Here is a 20,114-nt window from a genome sequence, read left to right on the forward strand (position 1 = left end):
ATTGTTAATTGAATGAAGTCTTATATCAATGGAATAGCCTGCATATCGGCTCAACCTACTTTCTTAACTCCTCATTTCCTCGATGAAGCCCTAAAGGTTACTCCAGAGGAAGTGTGTTACGCTCAAGAACCTTCTTATAAAGAATATATTGCCCCTAATGCCAGTCGTCGTATGGCTAAAGGAGTAAAAATGGGTATAGCCACTGCTACTGAAGCCTTAAAAGAAGCGCATATCACTACCCCTGATGCTATTTTGGTGGGTACGGGTATGGGATGCCTGCAAGATTCTGAAAAATTCCTTACAGCGCTTATCAACGACAACGAGGAGCACCTCACCCCCACGGCTTTTATACAATCTACTCATAATACTGTTGCGGGGCAGATAGCTCTTTTGTTGCAGTGCAAAGGAGAAAACTTTACCTATGTAAATGGGGCTGTATCATTTGAATCAGCTTTGTTAGATGCTAAAATGCAAATGGAGCAAGACGCTATCAATACGGCTTTGGTAGGAGGTGTAGATGAACACAGTCCGCACACTTTGTATTTATATGATTTAGTAGGGCTTGACCAAAAAGGGGAAGGCGCAAGTTTCTTTGCTTTATCAGCAGAAGCTACCCCCAATACCTATGGAGAACTTGTGGATGTAGCTTTGTACAATGAACTCACCCCCGAGCAACAACAAACAGCCCTTAACGACTTTCTTTCTCGCCACCATCTTACCCTCTCTAATATAGATTTGATACTTACTGGTGAAGCAGAAAATCGTTCTTGGCAACGCCCTACCTTGCACTACAAAACCTTGAGTAGTGAGTATTACACAGCCTCAGCCTTCGGACTTTGGTTGGCTTGCCAAGTACTACAAAAGCAAACCCTTCCCACCATTTGCGAGCTTACTCTCTCCACCCCTATACAATATATTTTATTAGTAAATTCATATAGAGGCAAAGATTTTAGTTTTGTACTTTTGAAAAAATAAAAAAAGCGACTTTTAGGGTCGCTTTTTCGTTGTAAAGAGGTTGCAAAAGTTTGAGCTATATTTATTTTGAGCTGTATTTATTATGATATTTAGTAAGCTCCTTTCAAAATTAAACTTTTCAGAAGGTTTCATTTCTTTCTATATTTGTTGTATTTATCAGCATACGAGTATTTTAATAATATTTAACCTTCCTCATTAGAGCTGATAAAATATGAAGTTATGTGTGAAATTTCTCTTTGAAAGATAGGTGCTTACATAAATAACATATTAAGATTGATAATGAAATTGTTCTTATTTAATTTTTAAGAAGAAAGTTTTGTACTAAAAGAGTAAAAAGATTTTTAATAAAAACTTATTTTCTACGTTTCGGGAAAAAGTAATTAAAATATTTGTAAGGAAGTAAAATGTATGTTATTTTTGCCGTGCTTAATATAAATATACTTTCATTGTATAAAAAAACTGATACAAAATATTTAATTCACTTAAGACATTCGTAAGTAAATACATTGTAAAGTATTTTAAGCCAAATCAAATTAGTGTAAATCCGTGAAATCCGTGTGAGGTTTTCCTTAACAAAGTATCAACTCTATATTATTTAAACATTGAACAAACATCTTTTTATAATTGCAATATTTGTAGCTACTCTTGTAACAGCATTTATACAAAATGCTCCTTGGTGGGTATATGTGTTATTAATAGTGTTGTTTTTAGGCATTACCTCTTGGGGCGTATTCGATATCCGCCTCTCTTATTTTGTTAAAACACAATACTTCTTAAAGGGGCGTCCAGTAAAAACAGTAGCGCTAACTTTTGATGATGGTCCCTCAGAACTCACACCACAATTCTTAGATCTATTGCAGCAATACAACGCCAAAGCAGTCTTTTTTTGTGTAGGTGAACAAATACAAAAGTATCCAGAGGTCGTCAAACGTATGCAAGCCGAAGGTCATTTAGTGGCAAACCATACCTTCACCCATCAACCTAAAAATATTCTGCACGCAAAAGCCCTTGCCAACGAAATCCGCCATACCGATAAAGCATTGGCGCACTTGGATATCGTTACCCCATATTTCCGACCTCCATACGGAATCACCTCGCCACCCGTTGCTAGAGCGATTCGGGCAACAGCTAAGAAAGCCATAGGCTGGGATGTGCGCTCGTTAGATACCGTGATACATAATGAGGATAAGCTCTTTCACCGTATCGTACGCAAGCTTACCAATGGCAATATCATACTGATGCACGACCGTCTGCCTCATACCCTCACCGTTTTGGAACGCTTATTGCAGTATCTCAAAGAAAATAACTATACAATTACAAACAATTTAGAATGAAAAAACTCTTAATATTCCTTATTTATGTTGCACCTTTAACAATCAGTGCTCAAGCTCTTACCGAAGTCCAAATACGCGACTTCAAAACTCAAACCATTGCTAAAAACAAGGCAATCCAAACAATGCAAGCGGATTTTACTCAGAAAAAACACTTGGATTTTATGAGTAAGGACATTGAGACTTTTGGAAAAATGGCATTCGCTAAACCCGATAAACTGAATTGGCAATACACTAAACCTTACCAGTATCGCATTATTTTTCAGAAAGATAAAATCGCAGTGAATGATGCAGGTAATGTCTCACAGATGAAAGCTGATAATAAAGTATTTAAAAAAATAAATAACCTTATTGTGAGTTCTATCAGTGGTGATATGTTCAACGAGAAAGAATTTGCTATGACCTTTGCTAAATCGGGCAAAAGTACATTGGTAAAACTATTGCCTAAGGATAAGACTCTCTTAAAATATGTGAGTGAAATTCATCTGTATTTTGATGTCGATAGTGTCGTGGAACGTGTAAAACTCATTGAGCCTTCTAAAGACTGCACCGAAATCTTATTCAGCAATAAAAAACTAAATACAAAAATTGATGAAGCAAATTTTAAAATGTAGTCTGTTTGCTATATGGCTCGGTAGTTGCTCACCTTCTTATAACCTCCCTGCTGAATACCAGTCAGTTGCAACAAATAAAGCAATTATTGCAAATCCTCACGTAAGAGTAGGAGAGGAGTATCTTTATCGAGCTACTATTACTGCTTATGGTCACACTTTTAGCGGACTCTTAGCAGCTAAAATTACCGCAGATAATACGTGGCGAGTAGCCCTCACTACCGACTTTGGTAATACGCTTTTCGATTTTGAAAACCAAAGCGGAAAGATAAAAACCAACTATATAACCCCCGACCTCAATAGGAAAATCATCATTCGTACCCTCACCACTGACTTTAAGCACCTTCTTAAAACCCATTGGCAGGTTACTCAAAAATACACCAATGGTACTATCGAAGTACAACAAAGCAAAGATGGAAATGATGCCGTTTATTTGTTTACCTCAGGAACCAACCTCTCCAAACAGCTCAATATGCAAGGTAAGAAACTATACACTACTTTTACCTATAATAGCAACAACATAACCATAGAACATCACACCTTTACTATTAAAATAGTTTTAGAACCCTTAATTATAAATCATTAATTGCTTATCCTCAAAGATGTTAAAAGAATTTTATACCCTCAATAGCTTAGAAAAGCAAGACGCAGAAAACTATCTCTGCACCCTTACCCTCAACCCTCAACACGCTATCTTCAAAGGGCACTTTCCTGGTAATCCTATTACACCAGGAGTGTGTATGATGCAAATAATCAAGAACCTTACTGAGGAAATTACAGGGCATAAACTCTTTTTAGCCAAAACTACTAATGTGAAGTTTATGGCGCTTATCAACCCCATTACTCACCCTATTTTGCAACTCACACTCACCATTCAGCATAAAGACGCCGACATACAAGTGAAGAATACGACTTCCTTTGATGAAACGGTAGCACTAAAACTTACGAATTTGTATAAAATAGTATCTTAAAAAGCTCGTTTCTTTATTCATTATCTGAAATGAAAAAAAATAGCTCAAAAATTACGCTATGTAAAATAAAATAGTTACTTTTGCAGACATTTTGAAAAAATCATTAAAAGCAAATAGAATTAAAATATCAATATTTTATAGTGGAAAAGGAACTAAAAAACTTTACAGAGAAGAGTTACGAGAAGTTGAAAAATGCAATTCAAGAAATTGCAAATGAAGAGGATAAAAAAGAAGTCTATGCACTGTCTTTTTGTTATACGTGTGACGATGATGACTTGCGATTTCCTAAAATTACACTGGGCTATAATACCCTTTCAAATGTAAAAGAAGAGAGTTACAACGCCACTTCGAAAGAAGATGCTAAGTGGAATTTTGATTATTGGTTACAAACAGAAGTGGAAACCGTAGGAGGTAAAAAAGACAAATTGCTGAAACAGTGGTTTGCTAAAACTCCTTATTTTTATTCTGATGAGGAAAACGACCGCGCCATAGAAGAAGACGAAGACCTTTATGACAAACTCCTCAAAAAAGGTGATAAGTTTGGTAAAGACTTTATCAAAGAGGTGATAGCTCTAGCCAAACGATTGTTGGACGACGGGGAGGTAGAAAAGGTATTTGGGCGTAATATTCCTATCATTATTCACCAGCGAGATTTTGAAGATACGCCTATTTCTTGGACAAAGAAAGCCAATCCCGCCAAGCTCATAAAGGAGTTTCTGGAATACTGGGATGGAGAAGAGGAAGATTAAAATTAGTTTATAAATTATTATAATAAAAATATAAGGGCTGTTCAATGTACATTGAACAGCCCTTTGTTGTTTATGAATTACAAAAGAGCTTTAAGAAGTATATTGGTGTCTGTTGGCTATCAGCTGTAAGCTGATACGGTTGAACCTATACAAGAGGCAGACAGCAGCGACGGTGAGACCGGTAAGCAAGCCAATCCAGATGCCCATAGTACCTAAATTGGTATAAACGCCTAACACATAAAGAATAGGGAAGGCAATCAGCCAATAAGCAACAAAGGTGATGTACATAGGCACTTTAGCATCTTGTACTCCACGTAAAGCACCAAGAGCTGTTACTTGCATTCCATCGGATATTTGAAAAATAGCTGCAATGAGCAAGAGATTGGCAGCTTCGCCTATTACTAGAGTATTATTAGCTAATTTTTCTATGTTATCCATCTCTAAGTACAATGACGGTAACCAAGTGCGAAATACTGCTAAAAGAAGGGCAAAAAATACTTGTGTGCAGAGTACTAACAGAAATACCGAAATAGCTACTCTGCGCAAATTAGCATAGTTTCTCGCTCCTAATTGATTCCCTACACGTATCATAGCGGTAATTCCTAAGCCATTAGCAACCATAAAAGTCATACTCGATAAGTTGAGCGCAATTTGGTTTGCTGATAAATGATTTTCACCCAGCATACCGCTTATCCAAATAGCTGCCGTAAAGATACCTGTTTCAAAAATCATTTGCATAGCGGTAGGGAGTCCGAGAGCAGTTATCTTTTTGTACATTGCTTGTTGCATATTCTTAAAACTGATACTCATAACGTATTCACGCGACTTCTCTAAGTTTTTCAGCATAAAGAAAAGCATTATAGGCATTACAATTCGTGATACTAAGGTACCAATACCAGCACCTAACACTCCTAATTTCGGGCAACCCCAATTACCATAAATAAAAAGATAGTTTAGAAAAACGTTTAGCAAGTTTGCTAAGATAGTAACATACATAGCATATTTGGTCATTGATAAGCCATCGGCAAACTGTTTGAAGGTAGTGAAGACACCTAACGGAATAAGCGAAAAAGCTACCAAATGGGTGTAGGGTACTGCCAACTCTATTACTTTCTCGCTTTGTCCTGTATAGCGCATCACAGGTTCTACAAAAAACAATAAAAGGAAGAGTACTACTCCTAATATTACATTGAGTACCATTCCGTGATTGAGAATGGACTGAGCAGTTGGTTTATCACCAGCTTCATCAGCCATTGCTACTAAGGAAGTACTAGCAACAGAAAAACCAATGGCAAATGACATTGCAATGAATATAGCGGTATTACCCAAAGCAGCTGCTCCGAGTTCGGTAATGCCTACTTTACCTACCATTACATTATCTACGAACCCAACAAGGGTGTGCCCGAGCATTCCTAATATGATGGGGTAAGCAATTTTAAAATTGTATTTGAATTCTTTTGTATAACTTGATAGGCTCATTCTATTTTAGGAGTTAGGAATTAGCTTATATGCTAACTCCTAACTCTTTTATCTACTGTACTGTTTCTATTTCATTTATAATGTTCTTGGCTCCGGCATAAATATCGATTACCCAGAGGACGTAGCGAATATCTACGTTGATAGTGCGTTGTAGTTGTTTGTCGAAGATTACATCGCCTGCCATTGCTTCGATATTGCCGTCGAAAGCAAGCCCTATGAGTTCTCCTTTACCATTCATTACAGGCGAACCTGAGTTACCACCTGTGATATCGTTATTAGTAAGGAAGTTTACGTGCATAGAACCGTCTTTGTCTATATACCTTCCAAATTCTTTCTTCTTATAAAGGTCGAGCATACGCTGTGGCATATCAAATTCGGCATCGCCTTTTTTGTACTTTGCCATTAGGGTATTGAAGGTAGTATAGTAGTTCTTTTTCACATCGGGGTTGCGTTTATCGGCAGCCAATGGAATGACCGTACCATAGGTAAGACGCAGAGTAGAATTGGCATCGGGATACAAGATAGTACTGATTTTAGAATCGCGCATACCTTTTATGAACTTGCGGAAGGCTTTGGCATAGCTGTCTTCTAAGTTTATAAGTTCTTGAGAAGGGTTGCGGTAACTGTTGAAAAGCACTTCGGAGAGTTGCAAAATAGGGTCTTGTGCTAATTGTATGATATCTTGTTGAGTACCTGTTTTCGCTGTTTCTTTGCTTCGGTAAATGCTATTAGCCAAAAGTTCCTCTACATATTTATGGAAGTTACCATTATATTTTGTTTTGATATCTTTCAACTGAGAAGGAACTTCATTACCTTTGTTAGCATAGAGCTGTAACATATCGGCAAGGATAGCCTTTTCGACCTCTAAATTCACTTTGTCATAATCGGCTAACAAGTCATCAACTCTTTTTTGCAATTCTTCAGCGGGCATACCTCCGCGTTTAGCCCCATCTACAATACTGATGTAACGCACAGGCATCTTTATAAAGAAAGAAGCACGCCATAGCATACCCAAATAATTCTCATCGGCTGATTTAGCATTGGTTTTTTCAAAGAAATTAGATAAAGTGTTCAGTACGTCGCCATATTCAGCCTTATTTTCAGCTTTATTAGCCCATTTGGCGAAAATAGCTTCGGTTTTGCGCTTAGTAGCTGCTGTTTTATGAGCGGTAAGTGCATCAATCATACCTTGGCGGTTTTTCCAATAATTGGCAATGCTTGAATATTGTGAAGCGTATTGCAAGCGTACTGCATCGTCTTTATCCATAAAGCGCTTCATTGCGTCCATAGCTGTTTTAGAGGCTTCTACCCACGCAGGATAGGCATATTTTACGTTTTGGTCTACCCAATAAGAGCTTTCCCAACGGTTGGTACGTCCTGGGTATCCCATAATCATTGCAAAATCTTTATCTTGCACGCCTTTAAGGCTCACTTTAAGATAGCGTTTTGCTTTAAGAGGTACGTTATTAGGTGAATAGTCGGCGGCATTACCGTCTTTATCAGTGTAAACGCGGAAAAGCGAGAAGTCGCCTGTTTGGCGAGGCCATTCCCAATTATCGGTATCACCACCGAATTTTCCAATGCTTTCAGGAGGCGTACCTACAAGTCGTACATCTTTAAAATCTTGGTATACGAAGTAATAATATTCATTACCTTGGAAGAACGGACGTACTGAAACTACATATTTACCCCCTTCACTGTTTTCTTTTTGTATTTTAGCCATTTCTTGGTTGAGAGCAGCTTCGCGTTCTTTTTCGTTCATTGAAGGTTTTACCACTGATAGCATACGGTCGGTTACATTGTCCATACGCACAAAGAAACGCACGAACGATTGCTTAGGTGAAAGTTCTTCGGCGTGAGAGCGTGCCCAGAATCCGTTTTTTAGATGGTTATTTTCAGGTGTGGAGAGCTGAGCGATATTGCCATAGCCACAATGGTGGTTGGTGAGCACTAAGCCATCTTTGGAGATGATACTCGCAGTACAACCTCCATTAAATTGTACGATAGCATCTTTGAGACTGTTATTATTGATGCTATAAATTTCTTGAGCAGTGAGTTGTAAGCCTAACTTCTGCATATCTCTTTGGTTGAGACGTTCGATGAACATCAAAAACCACATTCCTTCGTCGGCTTTTGCTATGGGAGTGAGCAATAAAAAAGCCAACAGTATAAGACTGATTTTCTTCATAAAAAATGATATAATGATTTATTAGGGTGCAAAGATAGAGAATAATTGGCAAATTAGCAAATGTGTGAGTCGCATAGGCAGGTGCGAGCCACACGGGCAGATAAACAAAAGACGAACAAAAGACGAACAAAAGACGAAGAAAAGACGAAGAAAAGACGAAGAAAAGACGAACAATGAACGAACAAAAGACGGTGCGAGTCGCACGGGCAGATAAACAAAAGACGAAGAAAGGACGAAGAAAGGACGAAGAAAAGACAAACCAAGAACGACGATAAGGTGGAACTAAAGAGGGGATAAGATGAAGGTAAGGCAGATGTAGCACAAATTTGCAATATGATTTTTTTTTGTACTTTTGCACCCTAAATGAATTTATTATGACCGAACACGAGCTACTAAAAGCCCGTTGGGAAGAGGTGGTACAACGCCTTTCCGATACTTTTACCGAAGGAGAAACATTGGGGATAGATGGGATTATCTACCTCATCGGGGTACAAGAATTGGGACAATTGGGACGCACTTACGTCAAAGATGAGAAAGTAGACTTGATGCACATTGGCATTTGTAAGCTCTTAGAACCCTTTGGTTATTACCAATACGAATTTACAGACCCTGACGGCTGGCCTCATTACCGTTTGGTGCAAAACCTCCCTGACCTAAAGCCTGGTGAACAAACCATACTGATGAAAAAAGCCATTGTACAGTATTTTTTAGAGAGAGAATTTTTTAACGATTAACAATTGACAATTGATAATTGACAATTAATAATGAAGAAAGTAGCAATTTATACTTTGGGTTGCAAACTGAACTTCTCGGAGACTTCAACTATTGCGCGAAGCTTTGAAGAAGAAGGCTACCAGCGTGTAGATTTTGACGAACCTGCTGATATATATGTAATCAATACTTGTTCGGTAACTGAAAATGCTGACAAGCAATTCAAACAAATCGTACGTAAAGCACTGAAAACAAACCCTAAGGCATTCTTGGCGGCAGTGGGTTGTTATGCCCAGCTGAAACCCGAAGAACTCGCCTCGGTAGATGGGGTGGATTTGGTGCTGGGAGCAAAAGAAAAGTTCAACATTACCCAATATATCGACGACCTTACCAAAAATAATGAGGGTGTGGTACACTCCTGCGAGATTTCGGAAACTGATTTCTATGTGGGGAGCTACTCTATCGGAGACCGTACGAGGGCTTTCCTAAAAGTGCAGGACGGTTGCGACTACAAATGCACTTACTGTACCATACCGATGGCACGTGGTATTTCGCGCAGTGATACTATTGAAAATATCATTGCTAATGCTAAGAAAATCTCGGATAAAGGTATCAAAGAAATTGTACTTACGGGCGTGAACATAGGTGATTACGGCAAGGGAGAATTTGGCAACAAAAAGCACGAGCATACTTTTTTGGAACTTGTGCAAGCCCTTGATAAGGTTGAAGGCATAGAACGCCTACGCATCTCATCGATTGAGCCGAATCTCATTAAGGACGAAACAATCGACTTTATAGCGCAATCTAACAGCTTTGTGCCTCACTTTCACATTCCGTTACAAAGTGGAAGTAATGAAATTCTCAAAAAAATGAAACGCCGCTACCTGCGTGAGCTTTATGTGAGTAGAGTAGCCAAAATACGCGAAGTGATGCCCGATGCTTGCATAGGGGTAGATGTAATTGTAGGCTTTCCGGGGGAGACTGATGAGCACTTTTTGGAAACGTATTACTTCCTGAATGATTTGGACATCTCGTATCTGCACGTATTTACTTATTCCGAGCGCGACAATACTGAGGCGGTGCTAATGGACGGGGTAGTGCCCGATGCTGTACGCGCTAAACGCAGTAAGATGTTACGTGGACTCTCGGCAAAGAAACGCAATGCCTTTTATACGAGTCAGCTGGGGAAAGAGAAGACTGTGCTTTTTGAGAGCGACAACAAACAGGGTTACATTCACGGATTTACAGAGAACTACGTAAAGGTAAAAGCCCCGTGGGATCCTTCCTTAGTGAATACATTGCACAAAGTAAAGCTCACTAAGATAGATGCAGACGGAATGGTAAGATTTGAATTTGTTTAAGGTAAAAGGTGAGATATAAAATGAAATTTCTTTTAACAATACCCCTTTCACTACTGGTTTTAGCTTGCGATGACCCTATTATTAGCTTTAAAAAGAGCTGTAATACTGAGACCGCTAAGCAAACAGTTGCTGAATTAGCAGAAGTAAAAGCAAAAATACAACAGATAGAGAGTCTTGCGGGTAGTAATCGCACCTATTGGGTGCAAGATAGCTTGCAACAAGATAGTAAAATGTATTACCGCTATCAGTTGCTGAGCCAATTGCCTTATGCCGATATACATTTGTACACCTTTTGTGTAGCTAAAGATGATTGCAAACAGGTATTCTTACAGCGAAAGGACGGTAGCTTATTACCTTATGCCGAAATGGAAAAGCAAACTAAACAGTTGCTAGACCAGCAGAAGCAGTTCCCCGCTTTCTTCAAGCAATTCACTACTGATATGGCGTTTAGGCAACAGCATTTGGCAGAGCCTTTAATGCGTTTGTTGGTACAGAAAGATGGCAGTGTACTTCTTACCGAAGAAGAGTTACTCACCGATGATATCAACGCTCTGCAAACCTATACTTTTAGTTATTATCCCGATGGGGTATGTTGTAAAAATACGGAAAAAGCTATTGCGTTTGTGTTTGTACCAGTAGGGGACACTTGGCGACTTTTGGAGATTTGGCATTAATGCTAAGAGAAGTGTGGCAAGTCACAGAAATTAAAATAGAACTTAGAATGGAAGATTTTATTAATGTACTATCACAGATAGACCAGATTTATCTCTGGGACTTAATAGGAACGGCTGTATTTGGTATTTCGGGCGTGTTAGTGGGGTTAGAACGCCGTATGGACATATTTGGAATGCTTATTTTAGCCTTTGTAACAGGGGTAGGAGGGGGAACGCTCCGCGATATTATGATAGGCAGTGTACCGGTATTCTGGATGAACAACCTTACGTATATATTGATGATAGTCATTAGTGTAGTGATTACCGTTGTTTTCAAAAAGCAATTCTCTGAGCATTGGAGCAAATCGCTGATGGTGTTTGATACTATTGGACTGGGGGTGTTCACTATCATCGGGATAGAAAAAGCATTGCGTTTTGGCTTGTCGCCTACTATTGCTATTATCTTAGGTACGATGACAGGTAGCTTCGGAGGAGTTATTCGGGATATATTAGCCAACAAACTACCTGCTGTCTTCCACAAAGAGATTTATGCAACGGCTTGCATAGCAGGAGGTACTGTTTATTTCCTTATCGATAACTTTGTAAATCACAACTTAGTAGTATTCATTACCATAATGGTAGTTATAGCTGTGCGATTGTTATCGGTAAAATACCATTGGGAGTTACCGAAGTTTTAATAATTGAGTTCTTATTGTTATTTGCTCATTATTTATTACTTTTGCACTCTGATTGAGAATTTAAGCCAATGGCACATCTGAGACATATACGTAAATATTTTTATAAATATAAATACCACTTACTACTTGGGATACTTATTACCATAGTGTCGCGAGTGTTTTCACTCTTTATGCCGCGATATGTAAAAAACTCTATCGCAGCCATTGAGGACTTTGCTAAATCGGCTAACAAAGATGCCTCACAAATGACTTCCTTACTTATAGAATACGCGCTTATTATCATCGGTACAACTATCATATCGGCAGTGCTAATGTTCTTTATGCGTCAGCTTATTATCAATGTATCTCGTTACATCGAATACGATATGAAAAACGAGATATTTAAAAAATACGAACAGTTATCGCTTAGCTTCTACAAACGCAACCGAGTAGGTGACCTAATGAACCGTATCAGCGAGGACGTATCGAAAGTACGTATGTACGCAGGTCCTGCTATTATGTACAGTGTGCAAACTATTACACTTTTTGCTTGCGTAATTCCGCTAATGTTTATCATCTCTCCCAAACTTACTATCTACACCCTTATCCCATTGCCTATTCTCTCTTTGCTTATCTACAAAATGAGCAAAAAGATTAATATTGAAACGATGAAGGTACAAGCCTACCTATCCGACCTTTCTACTTTCTCGCAAGAAACTTTCTCAGGTATCGGGGTGATAAAATCGTATAATAACGAGGCGGCTACCGATGCACAATTAGCAGTACTCGCCGAAGATGGTCGTCAGAAAAACATCAAGCTCGCTAAGATACAGGCTTTTTTTATCCCTACAATGATACTGATGATAGGATTGAGCCTTATCTTTGTAATCTTTATTGGGGGAAAGCTTTATTACACCGGTGAAATACAATCTATTGGAGTAATTGTAGAGTTCAGTATTTACGTGATGATGCTCACTTGGCCTGTGGCTACCGTAGGTTGGGTAAGTTCTATTGTACAACAAGCAGAAGCCTCACAAAAGCGCATCAACGAGTTTCTTTCCGAAGTACCTCAGATACGCAATCAGGTAGGAGAGCTTACGCCTATTAAAGGAGATATTACATTTGATAAAGTATCTTTCCGTTATGAAGATACGGGGATAGAAGCTCTTAAAGACGTATCTTTCCATATAGAAGCAGGACAAACAGTAGCCGTTATAGGCAAAACCGGTAGTGGTAAGACTACACTGTTAGATCTCATTGCACGTATGTACGATGCAAATCAGGGTGAAGTACTGATAGGAGGCAAACCCGTAAGAGAATTGAATCTACACAGCTTGCGCAGAGCCATTTCGGTAGTGCCACAAGAGAACTTTTTGTTTTCGGACACTATTCGCAACAATCTGCGCTTTGGCAATAAAAATGCTACCGAAGAACAGATAATACAAGCCTGCCAAAAAGCAGTGGTACACAACAATATTACAGAGTTCACCCATCAATATGACTCGGTGCTTGGAGAGCGCGGGGTATCACTCAGTGGCGGGCAACGCCAACGAGTAGCTATCGCAAGAGCATTGCTCAAAGAAGCCGAAATTTATTTGTTAGACGATTGTTTATCAGCCGTAGATACCGATACCGAAGAGAAGATTTTAACTAATTTGCGCGATACCTTAAAAGGCAAAACCGTAATTATAGTGAGTCATCGTGTGTCTATCACTAAATATGTCGATAAAATACTGATGCTCGACAAAGGAAAATTAGTAGAACAAGGTACCAAAGATGAGCTATTGGTACAAAATGGTGCTTTTAAAGCTTTTTATGATTCACAAACGATATAAGCCGTAGCACGGCAAGCATTTTATTTATATGAAGATTAAAACCGAAGATTATATTTCATTTGAAGAACTTTTAAAACAAGTACAGCACAAATATACTGAACACTTACCTTTTGTGTGCTACAAGCCCCCTTATCACACTTCAGTAATATTGTTGCAACAAGAAGATGATACACTTCATTTTTTTAACACTGATAAAGAAGAACAAGAGGGATTTGTTTTCGCTCCTTTCGATGCTAATGAACCTGCTGTTATCATCACTGCTAACAAAGTTACCGTAAGCCATTTGCCTACACAATCGATTGTAGAAAATACTAATATTGATATTTTAGAAGATACCGAAGCTGAAAAACAAAAGCACATAGGTTTAGTAACCAAAGCTATTGATGAGATACACAGAGGTCATTTTGAGAAAGTGGTTCTTTCGCGCAAGATAACTATCAAAGAAGTCGTAAATCCGTTTAAGAGCTTTGCCAATATGGTAACACGATACCCTTCGGCATTTTGCTATTTGTTTTATCACCCTAAAGTAGGGACTTGGATGGCTGCTACGCCCGAAACGCTCTTCCGCAGTAATGGCGAAGATTTTTGCACAATGGCATTGGCAGGTACACAACCTTTTAAAGAAGGTGAGATACATTGGCATACTAAGGAAAAAGAAGAACAGCAAATAGTTACTGATACCATCGTGCAGCAGTTACAAGAGTATGTTAATGAACTTGAGGTTTCAGCAGTTAAAACTGTGCAAGCAGGTAGTCTGATGCATTTATGTACTGAAATTAAAGGGAAGATAGCTCCTGATAAAGTATATGAGTTAATAAAACGTCTGCACCCTACACCAGCCGTCTGTGGTTATCCTACTGAGGAAGCTCGCACTTTTATTATAGAAAACGAACTTTATAAAAGGCAATATTACACAGGCTATTGTGGCTGGGTGTCCAACAATAACCAAGCATTCTATGTGAATTTGCGTTGTATGCAGATAGAACAAGAGCAAACCTACCTATATGTGGGAGGAGGTATTACCAAAGACTCCATTCCTGAAAAAGAATATGAGGAAACACAGAACAAAGCAATGACAATGATGACAATCATATAAACTTTGGCAAAATTGTCTCTCTTTTTAATAACTAAAAACTAAACAATAATGAAAAGAATATTAATGGTAGTCTCAGCACTATTGATGATAGCTTGCGACAAGGAAGACAAAAACACAATGATTGTGGAAGGAAATATCGACGGATTGAAAGTAGGTACTATCTACCTACAACAATTTGTAAACGATAAGCTCACCAATATCGATTCGGTAGTAGCCAATGGCAATGGTAAGTTTACCTTCAAGCGACATTTAGAGAGTCCTGAAGTGTTTTTTATTTACCTCGATTTAAAAAAACAAGCAGGTACCGACCTCGGTGACCGCCTAATGTTCTTTGGTGAACCTAAGCAGATTACTATCAACAGTTCTTATGATATGTTTGAAGTGAAAGCCAATATCAGTGGTTCACAATCGCAAAAGGATTATGGAGAGTATGCCCACACTATGCGACAGTTCGGAATGCGCAATGCTGAACTCCTCGAACAGCAAGTGAATGCTTTTAAGGCGGGTAATACTACCTTAGCCGACTCGCTGAATGCAGCATCGGAGAAAAATAACTTCCGTCGTCACCTCTTTGTGCTGAACTATGCCCTCACGCACCCCGATTCGTATATCACCCCTTATGTGGTATTGGTTGATGCCCCCAATACTCGCGTAAAATACTTAGATTCAATTTATGGAAAACTCAATAAAGAGGTTGCCAATTCTAAATACGGCAAAGAGTTCAAAAACTATATAGAAGAAGCTCGCAAGGCAGAAAAAGAAATGGAGAAGTGAAAAATTAAGAGTTTTTCACCTATCTAAAATCTGCCGTAGAGTATTCTTCTTAGCCATTTTACGCGCTGTACCAATCGTTGTATTATATCGCAAGCGATGATGGCTAAAACGGTAAATATAGCTACGTTCAAATAGAAATTATCGCTTATATATTCTTTGATGTAAACTACTAAGAAGCGCATATAATAGTGGGTGACATATATTTCTAAAGAAATACCTCCTAAATACTTCAAGCATTGTGTTGCCTTATTTTCTGAACGGTAACACCATTCCCATAAAACATAAGAAGCAGCGATACCCGTAAGTGCTAAAGCATATAAACGGAGAGAGTGGAGTATGTAATGAGTTTTATCGACAGGAAAGAGCAATAGGAGCGGAAAGGTAATAAGGCTCACCCAACCCATAGGGCGGAGGATTTTCAGCGCTTGAGGTTTGTACTTGTGTGTGGCATAACCCAATGAAAAATAGATGAAATACCAACACAATTCGGGCAATCCATAAAAGATAGGTTGTGCTCCTGTAACTCGGTGCAAGAAGATGAGAATGCTCCATAGACCTATCATCACCCATATTTCACGATGTTTATTAATCTTCAAAGCCAGATAGAGCAAGGCACACTCCCAAAATAGCAACCACAAGAACCACATTCCTTGTGTGGGTTTATAAATGAGTACGCAAAGATGTTCCCATACTTTTTCTATATCGAGGATATAACCGTGATAAGTGGCGGAAATTAAAAACCAAACGAAGAAAGGAATCACCAATACCTGAAAGCGTTTGCTGAGGTTCAGTTCGCCACGAATATTGAAGTTTACATAGCCTGAAAGAAACATAAAAAGGGGCATATGGAAAGCGTAAATGGTTACATACAAGGGATTAGTGCGGTCATCACCCGAAAACCATTGCGAAGCGTGTCCTATCACTACCAAGATGATAGCAAAACCTTTGAGCACATCGATAAGAGGGTTGCGTTCTTTCATAGTTACTTCTTTATGAGGCAAAAATACATTCTTTTTTTGATACTACAAAATAATTGATTCATACCAGAAATGTCAATAATGCCAATGATGCCAGAAATACCTGAGGCAATAAAAAAACTTTAACAAAGTGTGTACTACAAAAGTGGCATATTGGGGCTTTTCGGAAGGAAACGAAGGGTATCGTAGCAGGTGTGAAAGTGCTTTTAAGATGGGATTAGCTTATAGAAAGCTTATAGGAAGCTTATACGAATCTTGGAAGATTGGTATAGAAAGGGTATTTAAGTAGTTGGGAATGAATGATTAAGAGTGTGTGGTAGAAAATGTTAAAACGAAAGAAAAAGGAAGGAATGACGAATGACGGGTGACGAATGACAAAGGTAATGTAGCGATGGGAACTTGTATAGAGCAAGAAAAGTATTAGATTTTGAAAAACTAAAAGGTTTATTCTATCAAAAGCTAATAAAAAAAATTGCACTTGATGGTGGAATGGGCGGACAATAAAAAAAAGAAAATAATTTGCTAATTGCTAAATGTTTTATATCTTTGCACCCGATTTCAGTACCTCTGATTAAAAAATACTTTCAATAATATCCCATCTTAACTATATAAAAAGAGGAATTTCACTTATCTTGACTACTGAAAAAAATCACTTACTTTAATAATAACTATTTAAAATGCTTAACATTGTAGAGTTAAAATCTAAAAAGCTAACTGAGTTACAGGAAATAGCAAAACATTTGGATATACCTAAATTTCGGTATGTAAATAAGCCTGAACTCATAGACCTAATTCTAAAAAATCAAAAAAAAGAACTCCCCAACAAAAAAGAAGAAGTTCAAAAAGACAATTCTCCTATTATTACAACTGAGAACACAACTGAACCCAAAAAAAACAGTCGTAAAAAGAAAATAGAAATACCTCAAAAAGTAGGCAGTTCTAAACAAGAAAAGACTTCAAAAACACCAGCCGTTAAAAAGGTTTCTTCGGCAGATGAATCTAAAACGTATCAGAAGAAAAACACTACTTCTGTGGTTTCTAACAATCATCAAAATAATGCTACTCCAACAAAAAACTACAGTTCCCCTGTACAAAATGGCAATGGCAATAATGGTAATTACAATCAAAATGTGAACAATGGCAATACTATTGTTAATAATGAGAATTTTGACAAAGAAAAGAAAAACCGTTATCGCGCCCCCGATTTTGAATTTGACAGCGTGGTAGACTGTGAAGGAGTTTTAGAAATCACTTCTGACGGTTATGGTTTCTTGCGTTCTTCGGACTATAACTATTTGGCTTCGCCTGATGATATTTACGTATCTTCTTCACAAATCCGACTTTTTGGCTTGCAAACAGGAGATACGGTATATGGAGAAGTGCGTCCGCCCAAAGATGGCGAAAAGTATTATCCGCTACTAAAAGTTATAAAGATAAACGGACTTGACCCCCAAGTGGTGCGCGACCGAGTACTATTTGAGCACCTTACGCCTCTTTTTCCTGATGTAAAATTTGAGTTGGCAGGCAAAGGTTCTACTGTTTCTACTCGCTTGATAGACCTTTTTGCTCCTATTGGGAAAGGACAACGCGGTATGATAGTGGCACAACCTAAGACGGGTAAAACAATGCTTTTAAAAGATATTGCGAATGCCATTAGCAAAAATCATCCTGAGGTGTACCTAATGGTACTCTTGATTGATGAGCGCCCTGAGGAGGTAACTGATATGCAACGCAGTGTGCGAGGAGAGATTATCTCTTCGACTTTTGATAAGGAAGCTTCCGAACACGTGAAAATAGCTAATATCGTACTTGAAAAAGCAAAACGATTGGTAGAATGTGGTCACGATGTGGTTATATTGTTGGACTCTATCACCCGTTTGGCTCGCGCTTATAACACAGTGCAACCAGCTTCGGGGAAAGTGCTTACCGGTGGGGTAGATGCTAACGCTTTACACAAACCTAAACGCTTTTTCGGAGCAGCTCGTAATATTGAAAACGGAGGCTCTCTTTCTATCATCGCTACGGCTCTTACCGAGACAGGATCAAAGATGGACGAGGTAATTTTTGAGGAATTTAAAGGAACGGGTAATATGGAGTTACAATTGGATAGACGTATCTCGAACCGCCGTATTTTCCCAGCTATTGACTTAATAGCTTCGTCTACTCGTAGAGATGACTTGTTGCTTGATGAAAACACGCTTAATCGCACTTGGGTGTTACGCAAGTATTTGGCAGAAATGAATCCGATAGAGGCGATGGAATTTATGGAAAAGCAAATTAAGCTAACGCGCAATAACGAAGAGTTTTTGGCAACGATGAACAATTAGTTTTTTACAAAGGCAATATAGTTCATATCTGTAAAACAATAAATTATAAATAGAAGAGAAAAAATATCTAATTTTTTGCTTTTAAAATTTGCAGATAATAAAAATAGTTGTACCTTTGCACCCGCATAATTGAGAAAACAATTGTGATTGTGCACTTGGAGAGATGGCAGAGCGGTTGAATGCGGCGGTCTTGAAAACCGTTGAGGGTAACACCTCCGGGGGTTCGAATCCCTCTCTCTCCGCCAAAGTCAGAATGTTGATAAAATTATTTTTAAGGCTAAAATAGAACGTTTGTTTCTGTTTTAGCCTTTTCTCATATAAGAAAAAAATAGGCTTTTACCTTAGTAAAACTTAGGTTAGATATAAGAAATAGCTTTTTGTGCTTCACTTATAATCAGTACTTCCGATAGGGGATAGATATTTTTTCGGTTTAAAAACTTTTGTAATCATCAATTTTGTAGTATCTTTGTAAAAAATTATATAGAACATTAAAAAATAATGAATGCAGAAACACTTGCTGTAGATGAAATAGGAACCACTACCACTACTACCTTAAAGAGCAATAAACCAGAGTGGATACGGGTAAAATTACCCACTGGTAAAAAGTATACTGAACTGAGGAGTGTGGTGGACAGATATAACCTTCACACAATTTGTACTTCGGGTAGTTGCCCCAATATGGGAGAATGTTGGGGAGAAGGTACTGCTACTTTTATGATATTGGGGAATATCTGTACGCGCTCGTGTGGCTTTTGTGGCGTAAAAACAGGGCGACCTGAAAGTTTGGATTGGGAAGAACCTGAAAAGGTGGCACGTTCTATCAAACTGATGAACATTAGGCACGCAGTACTGACCTCGGTAGACCGAGATGATTTAAAGGATATGGGAAGCATTATATGGGCTGAGACGGTGAGAGCCGTGCGCCGAATGAACCCTAATACCACAATGGAGACCTTAATTCCTGATTTTCAGGGAGTGGAACGCAACTTAAACCGTATACTGAAAGCTGCACCTGAAATCATTTCGCACAATATGGAGACGGTACGCCGATTGACTCGTGAAGTGCGTATACAAGCTAAATACGACCGAAGTTTGGGCGTGTTGCGTTACTTAAAGGAAAACGGCGCGAACCGTACTAAATCGGGGATTATGTTAGGACTTGGAGAAACTGAGGAAGAGGTGATAGAAACCTTGCACGACCTTAAAGAGGCAAAAGTGGATATTGTGACTATCGGTCAGTATTTGCAACCTTCGAAACAGCACCTTCCTGTAAAGAATTTTGTCACTCCTGAGCAGTTTGCCAAGTACAAAGAAATAGGCTTATCATTAGGTTTTCGTCACGTGGAAAGTGGAGCGTTAGTACGTTCATCTTACCGCGCTCATAAGCATTTGTTATAAA

The 20,114-nt window shown here is 38.5% G+C and carries 18 protein-coding genes and 1 tRNA gene; 16 read left to right on the forward strand and 3 right to left on the reverse strand.

Annotation, left to right across the window (positions count from 1 at the left end):
* The first annotated feature begins 12 nt into the window (after window positions 1-12).
* From HMPREF9072_RS08755 to HMPREF9072_RS08780, 6 genes are all read left to right on the forward strand, one after another.
* Window positions 13-975 (forward strand): beta-ketoacyl synthase chain length factor, encoded by a 963-nt coding sequence (locus HMPREF9072_RS08755; protein WP_009411370.1) that lies wholly within the window; start codon window positions 13-15, stop codon window positions 973-975.
* 602 nt (window positions 976-1,577) lie between these two features.
* Entirely contained in the window at window positions 1,578-2,309 is a 732-nt protein-coding gene (locus HMPREF9072_RS08760) for a polysaccharide deacetylase family protein (RefSeq protein ID WP_009411372.1), read from the forward strand.
* Window positions 2,306-2,920: an outer membrane lipoprotein carrier protein LolA gene (locus HMPREF9072_RS08765; RefSeq protein WP_009411373.1), complete on the forward strand. Its 615-nt coding sequence runs from the start codon at window positions 2,306-2,308 to the stop codon at window positions 2,918-2,920. The genes HMPREF9072_RS08760 and HMPREF9072_RS08765 overlap by 4 nt, the downstream gene beginning before the upstream one ends.
* Complete coding sequence (locus HMPREF9072_RS08770) at window positions 2,898-3,503, forward strand: hypothetical protein (protein ID WP_009411374.1); 606 nt, start codon at window positions 2,898-2,900, stop codon at window positions 3,501-3,503. The genes HMPREF9072_RS08765 and HMPREF9072_RS08770 overlap by 23 nt, the downstream gene beginning before the upstream one ends.
* A gap of 16 nt (window positions 3,504-3,519) precedes the next feature.
* Window positions 3,520-3,888 (forward strand): 3-hydroxyacyl-ACP dehydratase, encoded by a 369-nt coding sequence (locus HMPREF9072_RS08775; protein WP_002671590.1) that lies wholly within the window; start codon window positions 3,520-3,522, stop codon window positions 3,886-3,888.
* A gap of 140 nt (window positions 3,889-4,028) precedes the next feature.
* A complete protein-coding gene (locus HMPREF9072_RS08780) occupies window positions 4,029-4,637 on the forward strand; it encodes a hypothetical protein (protein ID WP_009411375.1) in 609 nt (202 codons plus the stop codon).
* Between the two features lie 90 nt (window positions 4,638-4,727).
* Here the strand turns inward: HMPREF9072_RS08780 and HMPREF9072_RS08785 are convergent, their stop codons facing one another.
* Window positions 4,728-6,116 (reverse strand): MATE family efflux transporter, encoded by a 1,389-nt coding sequence (locus HMPREF9072_RS08785; RefSeq protein WP_009411376.1) that lies wholly within the window; start codon window positions 6,114-6,116, stop codon window positions 4,728-4,730.
* Between the two features lie 52 nt (window positions 6,117-6,168).
* On the reverse strand, window positions 6,169-8,304 hold the full coding sequence (locus HMPREF9072_RS08790; RefSeq protein ID WP_009411377.1) for a S46 family peptidase: 2,136 nt from the start codon (window positions 8,302-8,304) through the stop codon (window positions 6,169-6,171).
* Window positions 8,305-8,678: 374 nt separating this feature from the next.
* Here HMPREF9072_RS08790 and HMPREF9072_RS08795 point away from each other — a divergent pair, with 374 nt between their 5' ends.
* The 7 genes from HMPREF9072_RS08795 to HMPREF9072_RS08825 all read left to right on the forward strand — a co-directional run bounded on the left by HMPREF9072_RS08795 (window position 8,679) and on the right by HMPREF9072_RS08825 (window position 15,411).
* Window positions 8,679-9,038, forward strand: a complete 360-nt coding sequence (locus HMPREF9072_RS08795; RefSeq protein ID WP_009411378.1) for a hypothetical protein — start codon at window positions 8,679-8,681, stop codon at window positions 9,036-9,038.
* A 30-nt stretch (window positions 9,039-9,068) separates the two neighbouring features.
* Window positions 9,069-10,376 (forward strand): tRNA (N(6)-L-threonylcarbamoyladenosine(37)-C(2))-methylthiotransferase MtaB, encoded by a 1,308-nt coding sequence (gene mtaB, locus HMPREF9072_RS08800; RefSeq protein WP_009411379.1) that lies wholly within the window; start codon window positions 9,069-9,071, stop codon window positions 10,374-10,376.
* Between the two features lie 20 nt (window positions 10,377-10,396).
* Window positions 10,397-11,050 (forward strand): hypothetical protein, encoded by a 654-nt coding sequence (locus HMPREF9072_RS08805; protein WP_009411380.1) that lies wholly within the window; start codon window positions 10,397-10,399, stop codon window positions 11,048-11,050.
* 47 nt (window positions 11,051-11,097) lie between these two features.
* Window positions 11,098-11,727, forward strand: coding sequence for a trimeric intracellular cation channel family protein (locus HMPREF9072_RS08810; RefSeq protein ID WP_002675733.1), 630 nt, complete (start codon window positions 11,098-11,100; stop codon window positions 11,725-11,727).
* Window positions 11,728-11,795: 68 nt separating this feature from the next.
* A complete protein-coding gene (locus HMPREF9072_RS08815; RefSeq protein WP_083475899.1) occupies window positions 11,796-13,541 on the forward strand; it encodes an ABC transporter ATP-binding protein in 1,746 nt (581 codons plus the stop codon).
* A gap of 28 nt (window positions 13,542-13,569) precedes the next feature.
* Complete coding sequence (locus HMPREF9072_RS08820; RefSeq protein WP_009411383.1) at window positions 13,570-14,637, forward strand: chorismate-binding protein; 1,068 nt, start codon at window positions 13,570-13,572, stop codon at window positions 14,635-14,637.
* Window positions 14,638-14,685: 48 nt separating this feature from the next.
* Window positions 14,686-15,411, forward strand: coding sequence for a DUF4369 domain-containing protein (locus HMPREF9072_RS08825; RefSeq protein ID WP_009411384.1), 726 nt, complete (start codon window positions 14,686-14,688; stop codon window positions 15,409-15,411).
* A gap of 23 nt (window positions 15,412-15,434) precedes the next feature.
* Here HMPREF9072_RS08825 and HMPREF9072_RS08830 read toward each other — a convergent pair whose 3' ends face one another.
* Complete coding sequence (locus tag HMPREF9072_RS08830; protein ID WP_009411385.1) at window positions 15,435-16,391, reverse strand: acyltransferase family protein; 957 nt, start codon at window positions 16,389-16,391, stop codon at window positions 15,435-15,437.
* A 674-nt stretch (window positions 16,392-17,065) separates the two neighbouring features.
* Here HMPREF9072_RS08830 and rho point away from each other — a divergent pair.
* The 3 genes from rho to lipA all read left to right on the forward strand — a co-directional run bounded on the left by rho (window position 17,066) and on the right by lipA (window position 20,113).
* Window positions 17,066-18,715 carry a transcription termination factor Rho gene (gene rho / locus HMPREF9072_RS08835; RefSeq protein WP_009411386.1) on the forward strand — a complete coding sequence of 550 codons (1,650 nt, stop codon included), beginning with the start codon at window positions 17,066-17,068 and terminating at the stop codon, window positions 18,713-18,715.
* 157 nt (window positions 18,716-18,872) lie between these two features.
* Window positions 18,873-18,960: transfer RNA gene (locus tag HMPREF9072_RS08840), tRNA-Ser, on the forward strand.
* Between the two features lie 253 nt (window positions 18,961-19,213).
* A complete protein-coding gene (lipA, locus tag HMPREF9072_RS08845) occupies window positions 19,214-20,113 on the forward strand; it encodes a lipoyl synthase (protein WP_009411387.1) in 900 nt (299 codons plus the stop codon).
* Window position 20,114 lies beyond the last annotated feature (1 nt).

The organism is Capnocytophaga sp. oral taxon 324 str. F0483 (genome assembly GCF_000318315.2).
Taxonomy (GTDB): domain Bacteria; phylum Bacteroidota; class Bacteroidia; order Flavobacteriales; family Flavobacteriaceae; genus Capnocytophaga; species Capnocytophaga ochracea.